The organism is Pseudomonas allii, from assembly GCF_055380095.1.
In genome coordinates this window covers 2,135,347-2,153,542 of record NZ_AP039450.1, presented here as the reverse complement: position 1 = coordinate 2,153,542, position 18,196 = coordinate 2,135,347, and the positions used below count along the sequence as shown (strand labels likewise).

Below are 18,196 nucleotides of genomic sequence, written 5' to 3'. Positions count from 1 at the left end.
AGGATCACCATGCGCCAGGTACTGCTGATCATCGATGTGCAACCCTCGTTCAACCCTCCCGCGTGGCTGGTAGACGGCATCAACACCCTGCTGGGCCGCATGCCGTCGGTCGCCACCGTGGAGCGTCACGACGAGAGCATCACCCCCTTCGCCCGGCAACTTGGCTGGCAACCGGCGCGGGATGACCAGAGCCTGATTGCGGCGGACCGCATCTTCATCAAGCACGGCTACGCGCCGACACCCGCGACGGTCGCCTACCTGAAAAGCCTGGCTCCCGAACGCGTGCTGGTGTGCGGTATCCAGACCGACACCTGCGTGCTGGCGGCGGGGTTTGCGTTGTTTGATGCCGGGTTGCAGCCGACGTTGATCAGCGATCTGACCATGGGCTCGTCGCTGGATCGACCGGGGCAGTTGGGGGTGGACTTGTGGCGACATCACTTTGGGCACGTGGTTGATCGAGACCAGGTCGCTGCCACCTTATGACCCCCTTTCCTACCCTGCACACTCAACGCCTGCAACTGCGGGAGTTGGTGACCCAAGATGCCCAGGCGCTGTTCGCCATCTACCGCGATACCGACAGTATGCGCTGGTTCGGCGCTGACCCGATGACCGACATTGCCCAGGCAAAGCGCCTGATCGAGACCTTTGCCCAATGGCGTACCCAACCGAATCCGGGAACTCGCTGGGGGCTGGAGTTCGAGGGCCGATTGATCGGCAGCTGTGGCTTGTTCAAGTGGAACCGTGGATGGAACAGTTGCTCGCTGGCCTGTGAGCTTGCACCGCAATTCCGAGGCGAGGGTCTGATGAGCGAAGCGCTTTGCACCACCCTGGAATGGGGTTTCAGGCAGATGCACTTGCAGCGGGTGGAAGCGCTGGTTCATCCACATAACCACGCGTCTCGCGCCTTGCTGGAGCGTCTTGGCTTCAAAGCCGAAGGAAAACTGCGAGAAGCCGGATTCTGGAACGGCCAGCGACATGACCTTGAAGTACTGGGGCTGCTGGCGCGGGAATGGCCGTATCAATCCAGACTGGACAAGTAATCCCGCAGTCTCAAAACCCACCCCTTCCCGTCACACCTTTCGACTAGAGTTCCAGCATCTCTGGCCATTTGATGAACCATGACCATGACACCCCCACTGCTCCACGTACGCACGTCAATGCTCGATGTAGCCTATGAAGCCCATGGCCCCACCGACGGCAAACCGGTGATCCTGCTGCACGGCTTCCCTTACGACCCACGTGCCTATGACGCGATTGCACCGGTATTGGCCGGGCATGGCTACCGGGTGCTGGTGCCTTACCTGCGCGGTTACGGCCCGACACGGTTTATCAACGCACAGGTGATGCGTTCCGGGCAGCAGGCGGCGCTGGCCAAGGACCTGCTGGACTTCATGGATGCGCTGGCGATCCCGCAGGCCACGCTGGCCGGGTACGACTGGGGCGGGCGCGCCGCGTGTATCGTCGCGGCGTTGTGGCCCGAGCGGGTGCGCGGGCTGGTGACCGGGGATGGCTACAACATCCAGGACATCGCCAAGTCGCGCAAGCCCAGGGCACCTGTGACGGAACATCGCTTGTGGTACCAGTACTACTTTCATACCCAGCGCGGCGTGGACGGCTTGACCGCCAACCGGGGCGAACTGTGCAAGCTGTTGTGGTCACTGTGGTCGCCGTCCTGGACCGAGGGGCCGGGGCTGTATGCGCAGACCGCGCCATCGTTCGACAATCCGGATTTTGTCGAGGTGGTGATTCACTCCTACCGCCACCGCTTCATGTATGCACCCGGCGACCCGGCGCTGGACGCCATCGAGCAGGCCCTGGTGTTGCAGCCGGCGATTTCGGTGCCGAGCATTTCATTGTGCGGTGCCGATGATGGCGTGGGTCCGCCGTCCGACATGGATGATGACGTGGAGCATTTCAGCGGGTTTTATCGGCGCCAGGTGTTGCCCGGAGTGGGTCACAACATCCCTCAGGAAGCACCTCAGGCCACACTGGATGCGGTGTTGGAATTGCTCGGCGAAAAGCGTTCACGATAAGCCTGGGGCGTCACCGACAAGGCGCGCAGAAAGCTGCGACGCAGGGTTTCTTCGCAACCGAACCCGCATTGCACGGCAATGCGTTTGATCGAGGCACTGCTATCAGCCAATTGCCGGCGCGCGGTTTCGACGCGGATGAGTTCGACGGCACGCGCCGGGGTCTGGCCGGTTTCGGCGCGGTAGTGGCGCACAAAGCTGCGCTCGCTCATGCCGGCCTGGGCGGCCAGGGTCGGGATGCTCAAATCCAGGGTGAGGTTTTCAGCCATCCAGGTGTGCAGGTCGGCGAAGCGGCTGTCGTCTTTTTGCAGGGACAGGGTCACGCTGAATTGCGACTGGCCACCGGGGCGCTTGAGGAACACCACCAGGTGCCGCGCCACTTCCAGGGCCACGGCGCGGCCCAGGTCTTCTTCCACCAGCGCCAGGCACAGGTCGATACCGGCGGTGACACCGGCGGAGGTCCAGACGGCACCCTGCTGGATGAAGATCGGGTTGGACTCCACCGTCAGCGCAGGGAACTTGCGCGCCAGCTCTTCACAACGGGTCCAGTGGGTGGCCACGCGGCAGCCGTCGAGCAGGCCGCTGGCGGCCAGCAGGAAAGCGCCGGTGCACACCGATGTCATGCGGCGGGTGTGTCTGGCTTTCTCGCGCACCCAGTCCACCAGCGCCGGGTCTTCGGCGGCGCCGTACACGCCCCAGCCACCGGCGATCACCAGCGTGTCGCACGGCGCATCGACGGCGGGCAGCGGCTCGGCGACCAGCGCCAGGCCGGCGGAGGTCATCACCGGCTGCGATTGCGCGGCGATCACCGAAACGGCGAAAGGCAACGGTTCGCCGCGCTGGCGCGCCAGGTCATTGGTGGAGGCAAACACCTGCAGCGGCCCGGTGACATCGAGCACCTGGGCATTATCGAAAGCGAGTACATGGACGATTCGAGGCATGATTGGCGTGATTCGTGGGCTCAATGGCGTATTCGCCAAAGCCTAGGCCTCTAGAGTGAAGCCGTCCACCCCTTTATCGGAGCTTCATTCATGACCTTGCAGATCGGCTTTCTGTTGTTCCCCGGCATCCAGCAACTGGACCTTACCGGCCCTTATGACGTACTGGGTTCCCTGCCGGACGTGAAGTTGCACCTGGTATGGAAAGACCTGGCCCCCGTCACCTCCAGCACCGGCCTGGCGTTCACCCCGACCATGACCTATGCCGACTGCCCGCGCCTGGATGTGATCTGCGTACCCGGCGGTTCCGGCGTCGGCGCCTTGATGGAAGACCCGCAGACCCTGGACTTTCTCAAGACTCAGGCCCAGACCGCACGCTACGTGACCTCGGTGTGCACCGGCTCGCTGGTGCTTGGCGCGGCGGGTTTGCTGCGCGGGCGCAAGGCAACGACCCACTGGGCCTACCACGACCTGCTCGCCCCGCTCGGCGCCATTCCTGTGCAAGAGCGCGTGGTACGCGATGGCAACCTGCTGACCGGTGGCGGTATCACCGCCGGGATCGACTTTGCCCTGACCCTGGCGGCGGAGTTGTACAGCGAAGCGGCGGCGCAGTTGGTGCAATTGCAGATTGAATACGCGCCGGCACCGCCGTTCGATGCCGGCCGCCCGGACACCGCGCCCAAGCATGTGCTGGATGAGGCCAACAAGCGCACGGCTGAGTCGCGCCGCGTGCGTGGGGAGATCGTTGCTCGGGCGGCGGCGCGGTTGGGTTGATACGCTTTCTGTGTGGCGAGCGGGCTTGCCGCAAAAAGCTGGCCCAACACGTTTAGTCAGGCCGGACGCGACATCACCGCCAGGCGCACCGCCAGCACTGTCAGCACCATCGCCAGTCCCCATTTCTGCAACCAGGCGCCTTTCGAGCGCCTGGCGAAGAACCGGCTCAGCGCCCCGCCAAACACGCCCAGCAGCAGATGAAACACGCCCGCAATCAAGGTCAGCACGCCCCCCAGCACCATCAACTGCACGGCGATGCCCCCCGCCTCGGGCCTCACGAACTGCGGCAGGAACACCACAAAAAACAGCAGCGCCTTGGGGTTGAGCAAACTGTTGAGCATCGCTTGCAGAAACACCCGGCCCAGCGGCACGCGGCTGACGGGGCCCGCACCCAGCCCAGGTTTTTTCTGCAAGGTCTTGAACACCAGCCACAGCAGGTAGATCACCCCCGCATACCGGATCACGTCAAACGACGGCGGCCAACTGGCGACCAGCGCCGTCACCCCGGTGGCGGTCAAGGCGGTGAGCAGCACGTCGGCCACGCCAATGCCCAGGGCCGACGCCATCCCGCCGCGCCAGCCGTGGGTCACGCCGTGGCTGATCACAAAGGCCATGTTCGGCCCCGGGGACAACAGCAACAACAGCACAGCACCGGAAAAAACCACCAGGGTCGCCAGGTCGATCATGCTCAAGCCTTCCACCGGGAAAAGCCTGCAGATTAGTCGGCGCACCGGGAGCAAACAAAAAATTGTGCTGGATACAGTGCGCGCCGCCAATTGCGAAGGGCCACGAGCAACGTCTAGAATGCGAAACATTATCAATTAAGACAGCTGCGCCAGGATGCCCATGTCGAGCGATCACCCACTGGACCACGCCGCCATCGGCCAGCTTTACCACGCCCATCATTCCTGGCTGCGCGGCTGGTTGAGCCGGCGCACCGGTTGCCGTGAACACGCTGCCGACCTGGCCCAGGAAACCTTCGTACGCCTGCTCAACGCGCGCAAGCAGCAAACCTTGCAGCAGCCGCGCGCCTACCTGAGCAGCATCGCCCGCAGCCTGATGATCGACCAGTACCGCCGCCGCGAACTGGAGCGCGCCTACCTGGAAAGCCTCGCGCATTTTCCGCAACTCGAAGTGCCGTCGGAAGAAACCCGCCTGCTCATTCTCGATAGCCTGGAACGCATCGACCGTTTGCTCGACCAGCTCAAGCCGCGGGTGCGCGAAGCCTTCCTGCTGGCGCAACTGGACGGCCTGACCTGTGTGCAGATCGCCCTGCGCCTGGGTGTGTCCAAGGCCACGGTGGAGCGTGATTTGTCCAAAGCGCTGCACGCCTGTTACCGGTTGCGTTATGCCGAAGGCTGACCCGCGCCTGGTGGACCAGGCCATCCAGTGGATAATCAAGCTGCGCTTCAATGTAGCCGACGATGCCGACACCGCCGCGTTCGAACACTGGCTGCACGCCAGCGCCGAAAACCAACAGGTGTGGCAGCAGGTGGCCGCGATGAATGACGACTTCGGCCAACTGCCGGCCCAGGTCGGTCGGCATGCCCTGCACGGGGCGCGTCAACGTATCTCCCGTCGCGAGGGCTTGAAACTGCTCGGCCTGGTTGCGGGTGCCGCCGGCTTGACCTGGCTGGGCCGCGACTACACGCCACTGCCCGCACTGATGGCCGACTATCGTACGACCACGGGCGAGCGGCGCTGGGTGGCGCTGGACGATGGCAGCCGGATCCAGTTGAACAGCGCCAGCGCCATCGACACAGCCTTCGATAAAGAGCGACGCCTGGTGCACCTGCGCCAAGGTGAAATACTGGTCAACACCGGTACCGACCACCGACCGTTCTGGGTGCAGACCCGCGACGGCTACCTGCGCACCCTTGGCACACGCCTGCTGGTATGCGAAGAAACCCAGGGCACACGGTTGGCGGTGCAACAGGGCGCGGTGGCGGTGTTTGCCGACAGCCATGCGACCAACGCCCGCCAGGTACTCAAGCCCGGCGAGCAGGTGCTGTTCAACCGCAGCGGCATTCGCCCGGTGGTCGGCAACGGCCTGGACCCCTGGGCCTGGAGCGACGGCGTGATCAGCGCACACGCGATGCGACTGGACGACTTCCTTGGCGAACTGGCGCGCTATCGCAACGGCCTGGTGCGTTGCAGCGAGGCGGTGGCCGGGCTGCGGGTGTCGGGGACTTATCAACTGGACGACACCGATCAGGTGCTGAGCCTGGTCGCGCAATCACTCAAGCTTGATGTCACGTACCGCAGCCGCTATTGGGTGACGGTTTCCGCGCGCGCGTAACCTTTCAAAAAATAAATGAGGTGAATTCTCATTGCCGCTCGACCTGTAAGGAAAGGCCGATCAACAGGCCGGTTCTGTCCACTTCCTTCAGGAGCACCCCGCGGTCATGCAAGCGTTCCCCTCCCAACGTTCACCCCTCAAGCGCGCCGTGCAGGCGGCCTTGCTCGGCGTCTGCCTGAGCAGTGCCCTACCCCTGTCCGTGATGGCCGAGACACCGGCCAGCGACACCCAGGCCCGTGACTGGAACATCGCTGCCGGCGCCCTCGCCACTGCATTGGATCAGTTCGCGCGCCAGGCCGGCATCAGCCTGTCGTACGACGCCACCAGCGTCGCCGGCAAGAGCAGCCCGGGCTTGAGCGGCCGTATTGACCCTCAGCAAGCGCTCGAACAATTGCTGCGCGGCCAGGGCCTGCAAGCCCAGCGCCAGGGCAACAGCACCTGGATGCTATTGCCGCAATTGGCCGACACCGGCGCGCTGAACCTGGGCGCTACCCTTATCAACGGCGAACGGCTGGGCGCCACCACCGAGGGCACCGGGTCATACACCACCGGTGCGGTCACCATCGGCAAGGGCGAACACAGCCTGCGGGAAACCCCGCAATCGGTGAGTGTGATGACCCGCCAATTCATGGACGACCAGAACGTCACCACCATCGACGACGTGATGGAGCGCACGCCCGGCATCACCTCCTACGAGTCGCCCATGGGTGGCAAGTATTTCTACTCCCGTGGTTTCAAGATGCTCGGCCAGTACCAGTACGACGGCGTGCCCCTGGACATGGGCAAGGACTACGTCCAGGCCGACAGCTTCAGTGCGAACATGGCAATTTATGACCGGGTGGAAGTGCTCAAGGGCGCCGCCGGCATGCTCAAGGGGGCCGGCACCGCCAGCGGCGCGGTGAACTTTGTGCGCAAGCGCCCGCAGGCCAAGCCCACCACAAGCCTGTCGCTGTCGGCCGGCACCTGGGACAACTACCGCGCCGATCTCGACACCGGCGGCCCACTGAATGACAGCGGCACGCTGCGTGGCCGCGCGGCGGTGAGCCAGCAGGATCGCGGGTCCTACATGGACATCGCCAAGCGCAAGGACCAGGCGTTCTACGGTGCACTGGATTTCGACCTCACACCCGACACCACCCTGGGCGTCGGCGCCAGCTACGAAGATGTCGACGCCTCCCCGTGCTGGGGTGGACTGCCGCGCTACGCCGACGGCAAAAGCGCCAACCTCAGTCGCTCGACCTGCCTGGGCCAATCCTGGAACGACTGGCAAAGCCGGCGCACCACGTTCTTTGCCGACGTCACCCACCACTTCAGCGATGACTGGAAACTCAAGGTCTCGGCAGTGCACAGCCGCAACCTGCAAGACACCAAATACGCCGCCAGCGAAGGCACCATCAACTATGGCGACCCGGCGCCGACGGCCAACTCCTATGCGGCGCTGATGGACTACGACCACAGGGACTACGGCCTCGATGCCTATATCGACGGCAAGTTCGAAGCCTTCGGCCTGGAACACGAACTGATCCTCGGCGCCAACGGCAGCCGTGGCACCCAGGACGACGTCTACGCGATCCAGAACCTGCCCAGGCGCCAGAGCATCTACCAGCCCGACCACCACTTCCCGGAACCGGCCAACAACACTTTCTGGCCGAACATGTACCGTGGCGGCACGGTCAAGGAAACCGCCACCCAATACGGTACTTATGCCACCTTGCGCCTGCGCCTGGCCGAGCCGTTGATGTTGATCGTCGGCAGCCGCGTGAGCTGGTACGACAACCGTCGCGAGTCCTATAACCTGGGCTGGGGCGAGTGGTCCCTGCAAGATGCGCACACCAGGGAAACCGGCGAAGTCACGCCGTTCGCCGCACTGATCTACGACCTCAACGAGCACCTCTCGGTGTACGCCAGCTACGCCGATATCTTCCAGCCGCAAAGCTCATACGCTACGGCCGATGGCGCGGCGCTCAAGCCGAAAATCGGCGACAACTACGAGCTGGGTATCAAGGGCGAATGGTTCGATGGGCGCCTCAACAGTTCCCTGGCATTGTTCCGCGCCATCGAGAAAAACGGCGCCGAAACCGACTACAACAGCTTCTGCCCGACCTCCGCCGATGGCTATTGCTACACCGACAAAGGCAAGGTGCGCGCCCAAGGCGTGGAGGCCGAAATCAGCGGCGAAGTGCTCGAGCGCCTGCAACTGTTCGGCGGCTATACCTACACCCAGACCCAATCCCTGAACACCATTGACAGCACAAAAGAAGGCGGCGTCTCCAACACCTATGTCCCTCGGCACATGCTGCGCGTGTGGGGTGACTACCAGCTCGACGGCGCGCTGTCGAAATGGAGCGTGGGCACCGGCGTCAACGCCCAGAGCAGCAACTACCGTGTACAGAACATCAAGCTGGAGCAGGCCGGTTACGCCACCTGGAACGCACGCGTGGCGTACCGCCTCGATGACACCTGGACCGTGGCACTCAACGGCAACAACTTGTTCGATAAAAGTTATTACAACACGGTCGGCACCGCCTCCTGGGGTAACTTCTACGGTGAACCGCGCAATTTTACCGTGAGTTTGAAAGGCAACTTCTGAGCCGATGAAAGCCCCGGCGGCAGGGCACTTAGTACGCCCTGCCCCTCCCTCTTTGTCCCCCTTTCCTACCTCGCATTGAAAAAGGTTTTTCCTTTTAGCAGGAAAAATCTGACATTTGTTCCTACACTCAAAAACACACCCAATCACCGAGTGTTCAGACAAGGAATGTCAATAAAATGCCGCAAAAAAGACTGATTAACCTGTCTAGCATGCCACCTCCGCACCACTGTCAATTCGTTGACTAAATACACATCAAAGGAACACTCCTTTAGTCACTACCCCGCAAAACCCAATCAAATGGATAGCTGCATTTGGAATGGCTAGTTGCGTATTACCCAGCGTAGTCGTTCGACCCTAGTTCTAAAGCAAGCCACCGCTTATTGAACAAACTGTCGAACAGTGAAGGCTGGAGTGCAATGAGGGATGTTTGTATGCGAGAGAAGTCGTCCGTCGACAGCCTGTTCTTAACGCGCGCCGGTTTTGTTGAGTTCTTTGTTGTTTTCGTCAAGTTGGTCCATGGCCTGACGGCCATTCTGCCCCCCCTGGTCCTGGTGCTTTTCCTCGACCCGATGGCCCCTGAGCTGCGCGCCCACTTCCTGGGCCTGCTGGTATTTTTTGCGGTCCTCACCATTATTCTGTTCCAGGCCCTGGGCATCTATTCCGAAGAACTGTTCAGCAATCGCCTGCGCCTGAAAACCAAGATCAAGGCTTGGACGGCAGCCTTTTGCATCCTGCTGTTCATGTACCAGATCCTGCAGTTCTTCCCGCAATTGACCCCGCGCAACCTGGCGGTCTGGTACGTCGCCAGCTTGGGGCTGTTTTGCCTGGAGCGTCTGCTGATGCTGCGTCTGTATCGCAAGCTGATGCGTGCCGGCAAATTCCTGCAACGCACGGTGATCCTGGGTTTTACCGACACCGCCGTACATGTCGCCGATCACCTGCTGCGCAACGGTGACATCCGTTCCGGCCTGGTCGGTTTCATCGACGACCGTACCGAGCGCATTCCCAAGGAACTGAGCAACCTGCCCTTGCTGGGCAACACCCGCGACCTGGAAAAGCTGATCCGCGCCGAACAGGTCAACCAGGTGATGATCTGCCTGCCCTGGGCCGCCGAGCAGCGCATCCATGGTTTGGTCAACCGCCTGCGGCAGCTGTCGGTGAACGTGATGCTGGTGCCGGACATGGCCGCCCTGCGTTACGGCCACAGCAAGATTACCGACGTGGGCGGCATCCTGATGTTCAACACCTCGCAGTTGCCGCTGCGCGGCTGGTCGCCGGTAATCAAGCGCTGCGAAGACTTGCTGCTGGCCAGCCTGGCGCTGGTATGCCTGTCACCCGTGATGCTAATGACGGCGATTGCGATCAAGCTCGATTCCAAAGGCCCGGTGCTGTTCCGCCAGAACCGCTATGGCTACAACGACAACGAAATCCGCGTGTTCAAGTTCCGCTCGATGTACACCGACCAGAGCGACTTCACCGCCGAACGCCAGACCACCCGCAAAGACCCACGCATCACCCGCGTCGGCCGCATCATCCGCAAGACCAGCATTGACGAGCTGCCGCAACTGTTCAACGTGCTGCTGGGCAACATGTCCATGGTCGGCCCGCGCCCGCATGCTACCGCGACCAAGGCCGCGGGCATTCCGTTTGAAGTGGCGGTCAGCGAATACAGCTCGCGGCACCGGGTCAAGCCAGGCATCACCGGCTGGGCGCAGATCAACGGCTATCGGGGTGAGACCGACACCCTGTTCAAGATCCAGAAACGGGTCGAGTACGACCTGGAGTACATCTCCAAGTGGTCGGTGTGGTTTGACCTGTACATCGTCTTCATGACGGTCCCGGCCGTCCTTTCCACCAAGGAAGTCTATTGATGAACACACTCAACGGATTAATTCCCTGCATCATTTCCGGTGGTTCGGGCACGCGGCTGTGGCCGGTGTCCCGGCAGAACATGCCCAAGCCGTTCATGCGCATGCGCGACGGCCAGAGCCTGCTGCAGAAAACCTTCCAGCGCGCGGCCAAGCTGCCGGGTGTGGAAAGCGTGTTGACGGTGACCAACCGCGACCTGCTGTTCCGCACCCTGGATGACTACCGCCTGGTCAACAAGGCCCATCTGCCCCTGGATCTGCTGCTAGAGCCGTTCGGCCGCAACACGGCGGCGGCGATTGCCGTGGCGGCGTTGCATGTGCAGGAACATTTCGGCGGTGACGCGCAGTTGCTGGTGATGCCCGCCGACCACCTGATCCTCAATGAAGTGGCGTTCGCCGAGGCCGTGACCCAGGCCCGCGACCTGGCCGAAGCCGGCTACCTGGTGACCTTCGGCATTCAGCCGGATCATCCGGAAACCGGCTTTGGCTACATCGAACAGGGCGAGGCGCTGGGCACCGGCTACCGGGTCAAGCGCTTCGTGGAGAAACCCGACCTGGCCACCGCCCAAGGCTACCTCGACGGCGGCAAACACCTGTGGAACGCCGGCATGTTCTGCTTCAAGGCCAGCACCCTGATGGACGAACTCGCCGCCCATGCACCGGACGTACTGGACGCTGCCCGCGCCGCGCTGGAGCACAGCCAGCACCTGCAGAACAAGACCTCACGCCAGCGTGAGCTGGACGCGGACGCCTTCGGCAGCGCGCCGGATGTGTCCATCGACGTGGCGCTGATGGAGAAATCCAGGCAAGTCGCCGTGGTGCCCTGCGACATCGGCTGGAGCGACATCGGCTCGTGGGAAGCCCTGCGCCAGCTCACCCCCAGCGACGCCCATGGCAACCAGGTCAATGGCGAAGCGATTCTGCATGACGTGCACAACTGCTACATCGACTCGCCCAAGCGCGTACTCGGCGCCGTGGGCGTGCGCGACCTGATCATCGTCGACACCCCCGACGCCCTGCTGATCGCCGACGCCCAGCGCAGCCAGGACGTGCGCTACATCGTCGCCGAGCTCAAGCGCCAGAACCACCCGGCGTACAGCCTGCACCGCACCGTCACCCGGCCGTGGGGCACCTACACCGTGCTGGAGGAAAGCAGCCGCTTCAAGATCAAGCGCATCGTGGTCAAGCCTCAGGCGTCGCTGTCGTTGCAGATGCATCACCACCGCAGCGAACACTGGGTAGTGGTCAGCGGTGCGGCGCAGATCACCAACGGCGAGCGCGAATTCCTGATCAACGCCAACGAGTCCACCTACATCCCCGCCGGGCACAAACACCGCCTGACCAACCCCGGCATCATCGACCTGGTGATGATCGAGGTGCAGAGCGGCGAGTACCTGGGCGAGGACGACATCGTGCGCTTCGACGACATCTACGGGCGCGCGCCCGCAGAAGTGAAGAAATGACATGCTCACCTCACTGATCATCCCGACCCGTAACGCGTCCAGCCATCTGGGCCGCCTGCTGCCGGCACTGAAGATGCAAACCCTGCAACCTGACGAGATGCTGGTGGTGGACAGCGCCTCCAACGATGACACCGTGGCGCGCTTTCGCGAATTCGGGGCGCGGGTCGAGGTGATCGACGCGCGTGACTTCAACCACGGCGGCACCCGGCGCTGGGCCAGCGAACAGGTGGGCGGCGACGCGCTGATCGTGATGACCCAGGACGCGATCCCCGCCACCCCGGAAACCTTCGCCAACCTGCTCGCCGAACTGCAACAGGACCCGCTCAACGGCGTGGCCTACGGTCGCCAGTTGCCGCATCCAGACGCCGGAGTACTGGGTGCGCAGTCGCGGCACTTCAACTACCCGGAACTCAGCCGCAGCAAAAGCCTGGCCGATGCGCCGGAGCTGGGGATCAAGACCTGCTTCAGTTCCGACTCGTTTTCCGTGTACCGGCGCAGCGTGCTGGAGGCGGTGGGCGGTTTCCCGGCCGATGTGATCGGTAGCGAGGACGCCTATGTGGCGGCGCGCATGCTGCTCGATGGCTACAAGGTGCGCTATGCCGCCACCGCGCTGGTGCATCACTCCCACGATTACAAACTCATGGATGAGTTTCACCGTTACTTCGACATCGGCGTGTTCTACGGCCGCGAGCCGTGGATCCGGCAGGCCTTTGGCGACGCAGGGGGCGAAGGCAAACGCTACGTGCTGGCTGAACTGGCGGCCTTGCGCAAGGCCGGTGCCCTGCACCGTGTTCCCGAAGTACTGGTGCGCAGCGCGTTCAAACTGCTCGGCTACCGGCTGGGCCAACTGGAGCGCCGCCTCCCCCTCGCCCTCAAGCGGCGCATCAGCATGTTTCCCGGTTATTGGAGGTGAGCATCATGACCTACAGGAAGTCCCCCTTGATGAAACGAACCCTGCTCGTCGTGGCCATGATGGCCCTGGCCGCCTGCAACACGCCGGCACGCATCGTCGCGCCGGACAGTGACACCGTCGAGGCCGGCAAGCGCGCCCTCGACCAGTTGGCGCAATTGCCGCCGGCGGTGGAACGCATCCGCATCGGCGACCAGTTGCGCATCGTGCGCGATGCCGGCGAGATGCCGACACTGTCGGCGTTCAACGTCAGCACCATCTATGAGCTGACGCTGTACACGGTGCAGACCGACGGCAAGATCAACTACCCGTTCCTGGGGCCGGTGCAGGTCGCCGGTCGCCAGCCGTCGGAGCTGGCCACGGAGTTGACCGGCAAGCTCGCGCCCATCTACCGCGAACCGCGCGTGACGGTGAACATCAACCAGGCACCGAGCGGCTCGATCATCGTCGGCGGCGCGGTGAACAACCCGACGGCGGTGCAGATCGCCACGGCCAACACCCTGGAACAAGCCATCATCGGGGCCGGCGGGGTCAGCCCGGCGGGCAACGCCAGCATGGTCGCCCTGCTGCGCGAAGACGCCCAGGGTGCCTATCGCGCGTACTTCCTGGACTTCAGCCAACTGCTCAAGACCGGCCCCAACGGGCGCAAACCCGTGCGCCTGCAACGCGGCGACGTGGTGTTCGTGCCCAAGTCCAACGTGGGCGAGCGCATCCAAGGGGTGGATACCTACATGAACCAACTGATCCCGTTCACCAAGTCGATCGGGGTTGGCTACAACTACACCCGAACCAGCGGCGGCAACAACTAAAGGAGCGACATCCCAATGATCGAGATCCGTTCTTTTCGTGATCTTCTGCGCTTGTTCTTCATCTTCCGGCATGAGTTCAAACTGGCGGCGATTGCGGCGCTGGTGATCATCCTGCTGGGGGCGTTCCTGCTGCCGGCCAAGTACGAGTCCACCGCGCGCCTGCTGGTCAAGCCGGGGCGTGATTCGACCTTGCCCATCGAGATCAGCAACCGCCAGGCGCTGGTGATGCCCAGCACCCAGCGCGACCCGATTGTCGACGAAGAGCGCCTGCTCACCGGCCGGCCGATCGTGCGTGCGGTGGCCGAGCACTACCTGGAAGTGATCGAGAACGCGCCGCCGCCGGAAGGTTTCTGGAAGCGCACCAAGTACTACGTCAAGAGCGGCGTGGGCGCGGTGTTCGATGGCCTGCGCGTGGTGCTGGAAACCGTCGGTGTCGTGGAAAAAACCACGCCGGTGGAACGCCTGGCCGCCAGCGTGGAGAAGAACTTCGAAGTCAGCCACGCCGCCGGTTCCACGGTGATGGACATCAGCTTCAAGTGGGGCGACCCGGAAATCGCACAGGCAGTGGTCAAGGATTGGGTCGAGACCTACATCAACGAACGCACCGAGGCCCTGGGGCGCAAGAGCCTGTACGCGTTCTATGAAGGTCAGGTGGCCAACAGCGCCACCGAGATCAAGAGCTATAAGGAGCAGATTCTCACGCACCTGAACGAGATCGGCGCGGCGAGCATCACTGACCGCCTGGAAGATTTGTCCGAGCGCATCAACGTACTGCGCGGCGAGACCTTCAACACGACGCGGCTGATCGCCTCGTCCGACAGCGCGATCCAGAGCACGCGCACCCAGCTCAAAGGCCAGCCCAAGGAAGTCACCACCGTACGCCAGATCGCCCTGAACCCGCAGCAGCAGGATTTGCGTCGCCTGCTCAACCAGAAGCTGCTGGAAAAGGCCGACATGATGCGCACCTATACCGACAATGCGCCGCCGGTCAAAGCCCTGGACGCGTCGATCCGGGCCATGCAGATGCAGGTCAACAGCGAGAGCAACACGGTGCAAGCCTCGGAGAACCGTGCGCCGAACACCCTGGAAATTCACTTGCAGCGCGTGTTGCTGGATGAAACCAGCAACAACGTGGCGCTGCGTACCCAGTTGGTGCAACAACAGAAACAACTGTTGAACCTGGAAGAGCAACGCAAGCAGGCCCTGGAGATCGAGCCGGAGCTGGCTCGCCTTTCCCGCGAGCTGAACACCACCGAGCGCAACTACGCGCTGTACGTGGATAACCTGGAAAAATCGCGCATCGACCGTGAGCTGGACAACAGCCAGATCAGCAACATCGCCGTGATCGAAGAAGCCACCCTGAACCCGGGCCGCATCTTCCCGAAAACCCTGGTGATGCTGGTGTTGGCGATCCCGTTCGCCATCGTGGTCGGCCTGCTGGTGATCTACCTGTGCTACCTGCTCGACCAGCGGATTCACGACGGTGGCCTGGTGGAGCGCAAGTTCGGCCTGCCGCTGTGGACCACCCTGCCGGAGCTGGACACCTCTACCGCACAAAGCACCAACGCGTTCAATGCGAGCATCTACCGTTTGTACAGCCTGCTGCAGCCCGAGCGCATTGCCGAACAGGGCGTGACCCTGGGCCTGACCTCGGCGCGTCACGGCGAAGGGGTGACCTTTGTGGTTGAGCAACTGCGCCAATTGCTCAGTGAAAACGGCATCAACGTGCGCGTCGGCGGCCTGGAAACCGCTGCGCCGGGTGAGGTGGTGCTGCTGGATGCTTCGGCCTTGCTGGACAACCGCGAGGCGTTCGTCGACCTGCGTCGCGCCGACCTGATCGGGCTGGTGGTGGAAGCGCGCAAAAGTACCGTGCCGGTGGTGGAGCATGCGCTGTCGATCCTCAACACCGCGTTCGGCAAGGTGGACGGCATCATCATCAACCGTCGCAAGTTTGAAGTGCCGAGCAAAGTGCTGCGCACCATCGGCAAGTACCGGGGAGCGTTCTGATGCGGATAGCCCTGCTCGCGCCCTTGCCGCCGGAGAAAAACGGGATCGCCGACTACGCGAACCATTTCCGCACGGCCTTGGAACACCTCGGTGTGACGGTGCTGACACCGTTGACCGGCGTCGCGGGCAACAGCGAAGCGATCAAGCAGGCCATCGGTGCATTCGACTGGCAGTCCGTGGACCTGGTGCACGCCGAACTGGGCGGTGGGCGCCTGGGGGAATTCCTGGCCTTGCGTGAACTGCGCAAGGCTTACCCCCGGTTGCCGCTGACCGCGACCGTGCATGACCCGGAACGCATCGTGTGGCGCCGTGAGCACCTGCCCTTCCCCTTGAACCTGATGGAACGTTTGCCCAGCCCACTGCCGCAGGCTGCCGTGGTGTTGGCCGACCCACTGACCCTGCGTGAAGAACGCCAGGTCGCCAAAGGGCTGACCCGGCTGGTGACCCTTACCCGCCTGGGTGCTGACTGCCTGAGCCAGCGCATGCAACTGCCGTCCGGCAAAGTGGCGGTGATCAACCATGCCAACCTGCCGATCCCACCGGCACCGTTGCCAGCCCTCGACACGCTGCGCCTGCTGTACTTCGGGTTTATCTACCGGGGCAAAGGCATTGAAGACCTGGTGCAGGCCCTGGCGGATGTGTTCAAGCACGCCCCCGAATTGCGCGACCGCGTGCGCCTGACCCTGGCCGGTGGCACTGCTGCGGAGATGGCGTTTGGCGCAGGCGGCAATTACCTGGAGCAATTGAACGCACAGATCGCGGCGCTGGGCCTGACCGACGCCATCGACTGGCGCCTGAACCTGCCGGCGGATGAAATCGCCCAGACCATCCAGGCGCACCACGTGATGGTGCTGCCCTACCGTGAATCGAAAAAACTCGGCCTGTTGGGGCGCCAGCGCGGCACCAGTGGCGCGTTGTCTTGGGCCACCGCCTGCGGACGCGGCGCGATCACCTCCGATGCGCGTGCATTTGCCGAGGAAGTCGCCAGCGGTAACGGTGCGATCTACCCCGAGGGTGATGTGGCCGCGCTCGGCGAACAACTGCTGCGGCTGGCACGTACACCGCTGCTGGCCCGGGATTGGGCCGAACGCGCCGGCGAAATCGGCCGCGAACGGTTGTGGCCGTTGACCGCGCAGAAATTCAAGCAGCTCTTCGAGCAGGCCATCAGCGGAGCCCCTTATGGCGCGTAAACGCACCTACCTCGCCACCCTCGCGGTGGTCGCCGCCCTGGGCCTGACCGCATTCTTGTGGGGACGCCAGGCGGATGCCGAAAGCCATGTGCTCAAGAGCAGCAAGGAGGTGGTCTGGAAAGATTTCCTGGGGGTGAATGCGCAGTTCCTGTGGTTCAGCCCCGAGCGCTACCAGAAGCAGATCGACCGCCTCAAGGCCCTGGGCCTGGAGTGGGTGCGCCTGGATCTGCACTGGGATCAGCTGGAAACCGCGCAGAACCAATACAAGCTCGCCACCCTCGATGAGCTGGTGGGCAAGCTGCAGCAGAACCAGATCAAGTCGTTGTTTTACCTGGTGGGGTCGGCGCGTTTTATCAGCAGCGCCCCGCCGCTGTCGTTGTACCCGGACCAGTACCCGCCGAAAGACTCCAATGTGTTTGCCAACCGCATGGCCATGCTGGCCCAACGCTACCCCAGCGTCGAGGCCTGGCAAGTCTGGAACGAACCGAACCTGATCGGCTTCTGGCGCCCGGCGGCAGACCCTGCCGGGTACGCGAATCTGTTGAGCGTCACCACCAACGCCTTGCGCGCCGTGAACCCGAGCAAACCAGTAGTGGCCGCCGGCATGGCGTTCTTCAGCGAAATGCCCAATGGCCAGACCATGTTCGACGCCTTGGGCGCACTCGGCGTGGCCAGCCTCAATACAGTCATCTCCTATCACCCCTACACCCAATTGCCCGAAGGCAACGACCCGGCCAACCTCGACTTCATCGCCAAGACCACCCAACTCAACCAGGCCCTGCGCAATGGCGGCGTGAACACGCTGTGGAGCACCGAGTGGGGCTGGTCAACCTACAAGGGGCCCAAGGACGCCCAGGACATCATCACCCTCCAGGCACAGGCCGACTACGTGGTCCGCCGCCTGGCGCTGATGAGTGCGATGGATTTCGACAAGATCTTCCTGTTCACCCTGAGCGACCTCGACCAGCGCGCCAGCGTGCGTGACCGCTCCTACGGCTTGCTGGATATCGACACCAACCCCAAGCCCGTCTACACCGCCTTGAAGAACTTCCTCGACGTCAGCGGGCCGACGCTCACGCCGGGCGATCCGCCGGTTGCTGACCAGTTGCCCGACGGCCTGTTCAGCATCGGCTGGACCCGCGCCGACGGGCGCAAGCTGTGGTTCTTCTGGTCGGCCCAGGGCGGCAACGCACACTTGCCGGGCCTGGCCAGCGCCACCCTGTACGACCCGCTGCGCGGCACACAAACCCCGGTAAGCGGCACCAGCGGCCTGACCGTGCCGGTCAAGTCGAACCTGCAAATTCTGTTATGGGACTGA

General features: G+C 63.2%; 16 protein-coding genes. 14 read left to right on the top strand and 2 right to left on the bottom strand.

Annotation, left to right across the window (positions count from 1 at the left end; all coding sequences use genetic code 11):
* Nucleotides 1-9: 9 nt before the first annotated feature.
* The 3 genes from ACZ445_RS09885 to ACZ445_RS09875 all read left to right on the top strand — a co-directional run bounded on the left by ACZ445_RS09885 (nt 10) and on the right by ACZ445_RS09875 (nt 2,033).
* Complete coding sequence (locus ACZ445_RS09885; RefSeq protein ID WP_464708249.1) at nt 10-483, top strand: cysteine hydrolase family protein; 474 nt, start codon at nt 10-12, stop codon at nt 481-483.
* Nucleotides 480-1,040 (top strand): GNAT family N-acetyltransferase, encoded by a 561-nt coding sequence (locus ACZ445_RS09880; protein ID WP_058426397.1) that lies wholly within the window; start codon nt 480-482, stop codon nt 1,038-1,040. Before ACZ445_RS09885 ends, ACZ445_RS09880 begins: the two co-directional genes overlap by 4 nt.
* A 78-nt stretch (nt 1,041-1,118) precedes the next feature.
* Nucleotides 1,119-2,033, top strand: coding sequence for an alpha/beta fold hydrolase (locus ACZ445_RS09875; protein WP_464708247.1), 915 nt, complete (start codon nt 1,119-1,121; stop codon nt 2,031-2,033).
* Here the strand turns inward: ACZ445_RS09875 and ACZ445_RS09870 are convergent.
* Entirely contained in the window at nt 1,979-2,971 is a 993-nt protein-coding gene (locus ACZ445_RS09870; RefSeq protein ID WP_464708246.1) for a GlxA family transcriptional regulator, read from the bottom strand. The two genes, ACZ445_RS09875 and ACZ445_RS09870, sit on opposite strands and share 55 nt — an antisense overlap.
* 90 nt (nt 2,972-3,061) lie before the next feature.
* Here ACZ445_RS09870 and inhA point away from each other — a divergent pair, with 90 nt between their 5' ends.
* Entirely contained in the window at nt 3,062-3,742 is a 681-nt protein-coding gene (gene inhA / locus ACZ445_RS09865; RefSeq protein WP_248487443.1) for an isonitrile hydratase, read from the top strand.
* A 56-nt stretch (nt 3,743-3,798) separates the two neighbouring features.
* Here inhA and ACZ445_RS09860 read toward each other — a convergent pair whose 3' ends face one another.
* Nucleotides 3,799-4,428, bottom strand: coding sequence for a LysE family translocator (locus ACZ445_RS09860; RefSeq protein ID WP_248487441.1), 630 nt, complete (start codon nt 4,426-4,428; stop codon nt 3,799-3,801).
* A 160-nt stretch (nt 4,429-4,588) separates the two neighbouring features.
* Between ACZ445_RS09860 and ACZ445_RS09855 the strand changes: the two genes are divergently transcribed.
* The 10 genes from ACZ445_RS09855 to ACZ445_RS09810 all read left to right on the top strand — a co-directional run bounded on the left by ACZ445_RS09855 (nt 4,589) and on the right by ACZ445_RS09810 (nt 18,196).
* Complete coding sequence (locus ACZ445_RS09855; protein ID WP_058426837.1) at nt 4,589-5,104, top strand: sigma-70 family RNA polymerase sigma factor; 516 nt, start codon at nt 4,589-4,591, stop codon at nt 5,102-5,104.
* On the top strand, nt 5,091-6,041 hold the full coding sequence (locus ACZ445_RS09850; RefSeq protein ID WP_058426838.1) for a FecR domain-containing protein: 951 nt from the start codon (nt 5,091-5,093) through the stop codon (nt 6,039-6,041). The genes ACZ445_RS09855 and ACZ445_RS09850 overlap by 14 nt, the downstream gene beginning before the upstream one ends.
* 106 nt (nt 6,042-6,147) lie before the next feature.
* Nucleotides 6,148-8,631 carry a TonB-dependent siderophore receptor gene (locus ACZ445_RS09845; RefSeq protein WP_464708244.1) on the top strand — a complete coding sequence of 828 codons (2,484 nt, stop codon included), beginning with the start codon at nt 6,148-6,150 and terminating at the stop codon, nt 8,629-8,631.
* A gap of 431 nt (nt 8,632-9,062) precedes the next feature.
* Nucleotides 9,063-10,502 carry an undecaprenyl-phosphate glucose phosphotransferase gene (locus tag ACZ445_RS09840; protein ID WP_058426840.1) on the top strand — a complete coding sequence of 480 codons (1,440 nt, stop codon included), beginning with the start codon at nt 9,063-9,065 and terminating at the stop codon, nt 10,500-10,502.
* Nucleotides 10,502-11,962 (top strand): mannose-1-phosphate guanylyltransferase/mannose-6-phosphate isomerase, encoded by a 1,461-nt coding sequence (locus ACZ445_RS09835; RefSeq protein WP_464708243.1) that lies wholly within the window; start codon nt 10,502-10,504, stop codon nt 11,960-11,962. Before ACZ445_RS09840 ends, ACZ445_RS09835 begins: the two co-directional genes overlap by 1 nt.
* 1 nt (nt 11,963) lies before the next feature.
* Nucleotides 11,964-12,875 carry a glycosyltransferase family 2 protein gene (locus tag ACZ445_RS09830; RefSeq protein WP_058426842.1) on the top strand — a complete coding sequence of 304 codons (912 nt, stop codon included), beginning with the start codon at nt 11,964-11,966 and terminating at the stop codon, nt 12,873-12,875.
* A 29-nt stretch (nt 12,876-12,904) separates the two neighbouring features.
* The gene (locus tag ACZ445_RS09825) at nt 12,905-13,681 is read left to right on the top strand and encodes a polysaccharide biosynthesis/export family protein (protein WP_058426843.1); all 777 of its coding nucleotides are present in this window, start codon (nt 12,905-12,907) and stop codon (nt 13,679-13,681) included.
* Between the two features lie 15 nt (nt 13,682-13,696).
* Nucleotides 13,697-15,688 (top strand): GumC family protein, encoded by a 1,992-nt coding sequence (locus tag ACZ445_RS09820; RefSeq protein WP_464708242.1) that lies wholly within the window; start codon nt 13,697-13,699, stop codon nt 15,686-15,688.
* The gene (locus ACZ445_RS09815; protein WP_058426845.1) at nt 15,688-16,878 is read left to right on the top strand and encodes a glycosyltransferase; all 1,191 of its coding nucleotides are present in this window, start codon (nt 15,688-15,690) and stop codon (nt 16,876-16,878) included. The genes ACZ445_RS09820 and ACZ445_RS09815 overlap by 1 nt, the downstream gene beginning before the upstream one ends.
* On the top strand, nt 16,868-18,196 hold the full coding sequence (locus ACZ445_RS09810) for a GH39 family glycosyl hydrolase (protein WP_058426846.1): 1,329 nt from the start codon (nt 16,868-16,870) through the stop codon (nt 18,194-18,196). Before ACZ445_RS09815 ends, ACZ445_RS09810 begins: the two co-directional genes overlap by 11 nt.